We start from the raw sequence: 1,734 nt of genomic DNA on the forward strand, positions 1-1,734 counted from the left end.
CGAGCATCACAAAAATCGACGCTCAAGTCAGAGGTGGCGAAACCCGACAGGACTATAAAGATACCAGGCGTTTCCCCCTGGAAGCTCCCTCGTGCGCTCTCCTGTTCCGACCCTGCCGCTTACCGGATACCTGTCCGCCTTTCTCCCTTCGGGAAGCGTGGCGCTTTCTCATAGCTCACGCTGTAGGTATCTCAGTTCGGTGTAGGTCGTTCGCTCCAAGCTGGGCTGTGTGCACGAACCCCCCGTTCAGCCCGACCGCTGCGCCTTATCCGGTAACTATCGTCTTGAGTCCAACCCGGTAAGACACGACTTATCGCCACTGGCAGCAGCCATGGATCCTAGGTACCCACTGGTAACAGGATTAGCAGAGCGAGGTATGTAGGCGGTGCTACAGAGTTCTTGAAGTGGTGGCCTAACTACGGCTACACTAGAAGAACAGTATTTGGTATCTGCGCTCTGCTGAAGCCAGTTACCTTCGGAAAAAGAGTTGGTAGCTCTTGATCCGGCAAACAAACCACCGCTGGTAGCGGTGGTTTTTTTGTTTGCAAGCAGCAGATTACGCGCAGAAAAAAAGGATCTCAAGAAGATCCTTTGATCTTTTCTACGGGGTCTGACGCTCAGTGGAACGAAAACTCACGTTAAGGGATTTTGGTCATGAGATTATCAAAAAGGATCTTCACCTAGATCCTTTTAAATTAAAAATGAAGTTTTAAATCAATCTAAAGTATATATGAGTAAACTTGGTCTGACAGTTACCAATGCTTAATCAGTGAGGCACCTATCTCAGCGATCTGTCTATTTCGTTCATCCATAGTTGCCTGACTCCCCGTCGTGTAGATAACTACGATACGGGAGGGCTTACCATCTGGCCCCAGTGCTGCAATGATACCGCGAGACCCACGCTCACCGGCTCCAGATTTATCAGCAATAAACCAGCCAGCCGGAAGGGCCGAGCGCAGAAGTGGTCCTGCAACTTTATCCGCCTCCATCCAGTCTATTAATTGTTGCCGGGAAGCTAGAGTAAGTAGTTCGCCAGTTAATAGTTTGCGCAACGTTGTTGCCATTGCTACAGGCATCGTGGTGTCACGCTCGTCGTTTGGTATGGCTTCATTCAGCTCCGGTTCCCAACGATCAAGGCGAGTTACATGATCCCCCATGTTGTGCAAAAAAGCGGTTAGCTCCTTCGGTCCTCCGATCGTTGTCAGAAGTAAGTTGGCCGCAGTGTTATCACTCATGGTTATGGCAGCACTGCATAATTCTCTTACTGTCATGCCATCCGTAAGATGCTTTTCTGTGACTGGTGAGTACTCAACCAAGTCATTCTGAGAATAGTGAATTCGGCGGCCGAGTTGTTCTTGCCCGGCGTCAATACGGGATAATACCGCGCCACATAGCAGAACTTTAAAAGTGCTCATCATTGGAAAACGTTCTTCGGGGCGAAAACTCTCAAGGATCTTACCGCTGTTGAGATCCAGTTCGATGTAACCCACTCGTGCACCCAACTGATCTTCAGCATCTTTTACTTTCACCAGCGTTTCTGGGTGAGCAAAAACAGGAAGGCAAAATGCCGCAAAAAAGGGAATAAGGGCGACACGGAAATGTTGAATACTCATACTCTTCCTTTTTCGATATCATTGAAGCATTTATCAGGGTTATTGTCTCATGAGCGGATACATATTTGAATGTATTTAGAAAAATAAACAAATAGGGGTTCCGCGCACATTTCCCCGAATT

Annotated in this window: 1 protein-coding gene; it reads right to left on the bottom strand. The window is 48.3% G+C overall.

All coding sequences use genetic code 11. From position 1 onward, the window contains the following. Window positions 1–752: 752 nt before the first annotated feature. Complete coding sequence (locus P0Y67_RS22550; RefSeq protein WP_000027050.1) at window positions 753–1,613, bottom strand: broad-spectrum class A beta-lactamase TEM-116; 861 nt, start codon at window positions 1,611–1,613, stop codon at window positions 753–755. Between the last annotated feature and the right edge of the window lie 121 nt (window positions 1,614–1,734).

Source organism: Photobacterium sp. SP02, assembly GCF_038519165.1.
GTDB lineage: Bacteria > Pseudomonadota > Gammaproteobacteria > Enterobacterales > Vibrionaceae > Photobacterium > Photobacterium halotolerans.

Bases quoted from the DNA above. Each gene is read 5' to 3' on its own strand.
- P0Y67_RS22550 (WP_000027050.1), bottom strand. From the start codon at position 1,613: ATGAGTATTCAACATTTCCGTGTCGCCCTTATTCCCTTTTTTGCGGCA.